Here is a 3713-nt window from a genome sequence, read left to right on the forward strand (position 1 = left end):
GTATAACCTCTGATTTTATTTTCTCCTTTTTCAAGAATATTCTTTCAGTCAGAGGCACCTTGTAGACATGGATATACGATGGCGTGAGATTACTTCCCAGCGCAACAGCTTTGCTACTCTCTATACAGCCTGCGAACTGCATGGCTATCATCTTGTTTCATCTCCCATCCCCGGGGGTGATGTAACTCTTTACAGTTTGAATTCAATTCAGGCTCCCGGATATCTTGATGAGATCTCTAATGCATCGTGTATAACAGTCGTTGGTGGCCCCCATGCCACAGCATGTTATGAAGAACTTGTTGATGTAGCTGATTATGTTGTGGTCGGTGAGGGGGAGTATACTGTACCCAGGCTCCTTGATAGGATTGAACATGGTCTTTCTCCACCTCCGGGAGTTGCAACAAGGAATGGGCACGTTCAGGTGGACCACTCAGTGTTGCTTGATGCATACCCGAGTTTTAGCGAGTATAAAGGGTATATCGAGATCTCCCGGGGATGTCCATATGCTTGCCAATACTGTCAGACGCCATGTATTTTTGGGCACCGGATGCGTCATCGCAGTCTCGATTCAATTAGGGAACTTGCAAGACATTTCAAGCAAATCAGACTGGTGACACCGAATGCTCTGGCATATGGTTCAGATGGGAGGCATCCGCAGTTAGATAAAGTAGAACGCCTCATGTCAACCCTTAAGGCAGATGGGAATCGTGAACTCTATTTTGGAACATTTCCTAGTGAGGTACGACCTGAGTGGATCACTGAAGAATCAGTGGACCTGATCCGGACCTTTTGCAACAATAAAAAACTCCACTTGGGTGTGCAGTCTGGAAGTGACGCTGTCCTTTCCAGGCTTCGTCGCGGTCATTCCTGTGCTGATGCGCTGTCAGCCTTGGATCATATCAGGGACGGAGGCCTTGTACCGATAGTTGATGTGATTTTCGGGTTTCCGGATGAGACTGATGAGGAGCAGGAGGAGACAGTCAGCCTTGTCCGTGAAGTATGTAAATCAGGTTTTGTTCATGCTCACCGGTTCATTCCACTCCCCGGAACACCGCTGGCAGGCACACGATCTACCCCGGTCATACCTGAAGCAGAAGTTGCTTTGGGATCTCTTGCCCTTTCAGGGAAAGTGACCGGTTCATGGAACGACCCTGAGTTAAGATTTTTTAGACGGGTTCCATATTAGTACACATGTTGAAAGCGCTCCTGCTTGCAGATCTGCACGGTGAATACGGGATGATCGAGTCCTTCATGGAACTCGCTCCTGATGTCGTATTCATCGCAGGGGATATCACCAATATGGGAACTGCCCAGGATGTTGATACCTGTTTTTCACGTATCGATGTCCCCAGTTTCTCGGTTCCGGGGAACTGCGATCCCAAAGAGGTACTAGATGCCCTTGAGCGTTCCAGCAGTGTGAACCTTCATGGTTCGACAATGAACCTCGGCAAGATATCTTTGGTTGGTATAGGAGGATCTAATCCTACTCCGTTTGGAACACCTTTTGAACTTACCGATAAACAGATCGATGATCTGCTCAAAGGTTCAGTAAGTAAAATGGAAAGGGCAACTCACAATGTTCTCATTTCACATGCACCTCCTCAGGGCATCCTTGATGAGATTGCGGGTAATCATGTCGGTTCAGCAACAGTGAAGAAGTATGTTGAGAAATTTGACCTGATCTGCTGTGCCCATGTCCATGAACAACGGGGTATTTATGAAGCCGATGGAATCAAGGCAGTAAACCCCGGTCCGGCCGCGATGGGAAACTGTGCAATGATCCATTTTGGTGAAGACGCAAAAGATATTGAAATAAAACTTCTTAACGTGTAGAAAGAAGGAGTTCAAGATAAGAGAGGGTTATCCTCTCTCCGGTTACTCCCATTTTTATTGCTGTTTCATCTACACGTGCAGCCGCCATTTCTGCATTAGAATCTGATATTAATTCTATCTCCACAAAGTTTCCAAGTCCTTCAACCTGATCAAGAGATATGGTGAAGTCCTGATATTGGTAATACTCTCTGCGCTTTTGCACGACTGCCACCATTACAAATCCAAGATGGGTAATGATTGAATCAAAGATTTTCGGATCAGTGATATCAAGGTTGAGTTCTTCCCTGACTTTTGAACCAAGAATAGTATCTTTGGGTCCCTTGTAGGTAACCGTTGTTTTTATACCCGTCTCTCTGAGGCGCAATGCTTCATCTGTTATTCCAAAGTCCCGGTGTGGGGCATTATAATATGAGTCATGTTCTGTGAGTGTCTCAGTGAGGACTCCTCCTGATGCTATTACCTGTTCTCTGACCGCTTTGATGTCCGGGACCCGGACTTTAATCTCGATCTCCAGCATTGTCCTACCTTTTATCTATATGGCTTCCCATTTAATAAAGGAACCAAGAATGCCTGTCAAAGAAGGAGATTTTATAAAACTCAGTTATACCGGACGCAGTTTCGGGATGGTTTTTGATACAACCAGCGAGGCCGAAGCACGTGATTCTGGTGCATTTGATGAGAAGAAGAAGTACGAGCCTGTGATCGTATGCGCAGGTAAACAGCAGATTCTTCTCGGTCTTGATGAGGCTGTGATGGGGAAGGAGCCGGGGGATGAAGGTACAATTGAGATCCCCCCAGAGAAGGCCTTCGGGGAGCGGGAACAGGAACTGATGCGCTCATATGAGAAGAAAGTCTTCAATGAAAAGCCATCTGTCGGTATGCGGGTAAATATGCCGAATACCGGTGAAGGCACTGTTGTTAAGATGATCGGGAGTCGTGTTCTCGTTGATTTTAATCACCCGCTCGCTGGTCAGACACTGGATTATTCATATAAGATCGAGGGATTTGTTGAAGATCCAGCGGAGCAGATAAAGGGTCTGATAAGCATCTTTTCCGGACTTGAGACGAGTATATCTATTGAGAATGGTGTTGCAAAGGTAGACCTTCCTGCTGGCATTTATTCATACAGCAGGCGCTTTGTCAGCAGTAAGCCCTATATCACGATCTCTATCTTTGATCTGGTTAGTGGCATTGAAGAAATTCAATATATAGAGAAGTATCCGAAACCTGAAAAAAAGGCTGAAGAAATCAAGGAATAATCTTGCTTTCTGATACGATATTACTCTTTTTTTGAGACTACCGTTGCCTTCTGGATAACAATGTCTTCCTTTGGCCGATCATTTCTGTCAGTCTTTACTTTTGAAATTGCATCGACTACATCCATTCCACTAACTATCTTGCCAAACACCGGATGGTTTTTGTCAAGGTAATTGTTGTTCACCAGATTGATGAAGAACTGGCTTCCACCGGTGTTTGGCCCTGCGTTTGCCATGGAGATTGTTCCCCGGTCGTTCCGGTTATCAGCGGTGAATTCATCACGTATTGTGTATCCCGGGCCGCCAGTTCCGGTCCCTTTCGGACATCCACCCTGGATCATGAACTTGTCGATGACCCGGTGGAAAACGATTCCATCATAGAATCCTTCTGAGATCAGTTTTACAAAATTTCCCGTGGTAATCGGGCGGTTTTCATAAAGTTCTATCAGGATATCGCCCTTGTTTGTTGACAACTGGACCCTGGTAGGTTCTGCCATATATATTGGTTAAACCTTGGTGATGATAGGTTCTCTGATCGTGATGTCGTGATACTATCTGCGTTTCAAAAGGTGGGAGTGAATGATCTCCTTTTGTTGTTTTCTGTAATTCGGTCAGGTGATAAAG

General features: G+C 45.6%; 5 protein-coding genes. 3 read left to right on the forward strand and 2 right to left on the reverse strand.

The window, feature by feature from the left end:
* The first annotated feature begins 67 nt into the window (after nucleotides 1–67).
* Together VN429_RS00300 and VN429_RS00305 are read left to right on the forward strand one after the other, a co-directional pair.
* A complete protein-coding gene (locus VN429_RS00300; protein WP_325628541.1) occupies nucleotides 68–1186 on the forward strand; it encodes a TIGR04013 family B12-binding domain/radical SAM domain-containing protein in 1119 nt (372 codons plus the stop codon).
* A gap of 5 nt (nucleotides 1187–1191) precedes the next feature.
* Complete coding sequence (locus VN429_RS00305) at nucleotides 1192–1833, forward strand: metallophosphoesterase family protein (RefSeq protein ID WP_325628543.1); 642 nt, start codon at nucleotides 1192–1194, stop codon at nucleotides 1831–1833.
* Here the strand turns inward: VN429_RS00305 and cyaB are convergent.
* Nucleotides 1823–2350: a class IV adenylate cyclase gene (gene cyaB / locus VN429_RS00310; protein ID WP_325628546.1), complete on the reverse strand. Its 528-nt coding sequence runs from the start codon at nucleotides 2348–2350 to the stop codon at nucleotides 1823–1825. The genes VN429_RS00305 and cyaB overlap by 11 nt on opposite strands.
* Nucleotides 2351–2399: 49 nt before the next feature.
* Here cyaB and VN429_RS00315 point away from each other — a divergent pair, with 49 nt between their 5' ends.
* Nucleotides 2400–3092 carry an FKBP-type peptidyl-prolyl cis-trans isomerase gene (locus VN429_RS00315; RefSeq protein ID WP_325628548.1) on the forward strand — a complete coding sequence of 231 codons (693 nt, stop codon included), beginning with the start codon at nucleotides 2400–2402 and terminating at the stop codon, nucleotides 3090–3092.
* A gap of 20 nt (nucleotides 3093–3112) precedes the next feature.
* Here VN429_RS00315 and VN429_RS00320 read toward each other — a convergent pair whose 3' ends face one another.
* Nucleotides 3113–3586 carry a peptidylprolyl isomerase gene (locus VN429_RS00320; protein WP_325628550.1) on the reverse strand — a complete coding sequence of 158 codons (474 nt, stop codon included), beginning with the start codon at nucleotides 3584–3586 and terminating at the stop codon, nucleotides 3113–3115.
* Nucleotides 3587–3713: the final 127 nt, after the last annotated feature.

Origin of the sequence: Methanospirillum sp. (assembly GCF_035560735.1) — an archaeon.
GTDB lineage: Archaea > Halobacteriota > Methanomicrobia > Methanomicrobiales > Methanospirillaceae > Methanospirillum.